Source organism: Streptomyces sp. HPF1205 (assembly GCF_020400825.1).
Taxonomy (GTDB): Bacteria; Actinomycetota; Actinomycetes; order Streptomycetales; family Streptomycetaceae; genus Actinacidiphila.
Genome location: NZ_JAINVH010000181.1, coordinates 1 through 246 on the forward strand (window position 1 = coordinate 1; position 246 = coordinate 246).

At 69.1% G+C, this 246-nt stretch carries 1 pseudogene; it reads left to right on the forward strand.

The window, feature by feature from the left end:
* A pseudogene (locus tag K7G61_RS36205) lies at positions 1 to 180 on the forward strand (ISL3 family transposase); the annotation flags it as partial.
* Between the last annotated feature and the right edge of the window lie 66 nt (positions 181 to 246).

The following is a 246-nucleotide window of genomic DNA, read 5'->3' on the forward strand; positions in this document are numbered from 1 at the left end:
CTGGTGTCGTTCGTGAACGGGATCGGGTGTGATCTGCGGGCGGTGGAGGCGGGGCTGACGTTGCCGTTCAGCTCGGGGGCGGTCGAGGGGCAGGTGAACCGGATCAAGATGCTGAAGCGGCAGATGTTCGGCCGGGCCGGCCTGGCCCTGCTACGCAAGCGCGTCCTCCTGGCCGCGTGACCGCCCGGCAGCCGGGCTGGGGTCCGTGACCGTCCGTCAGCGTTGCACGGAAAGTGATCCAGAACC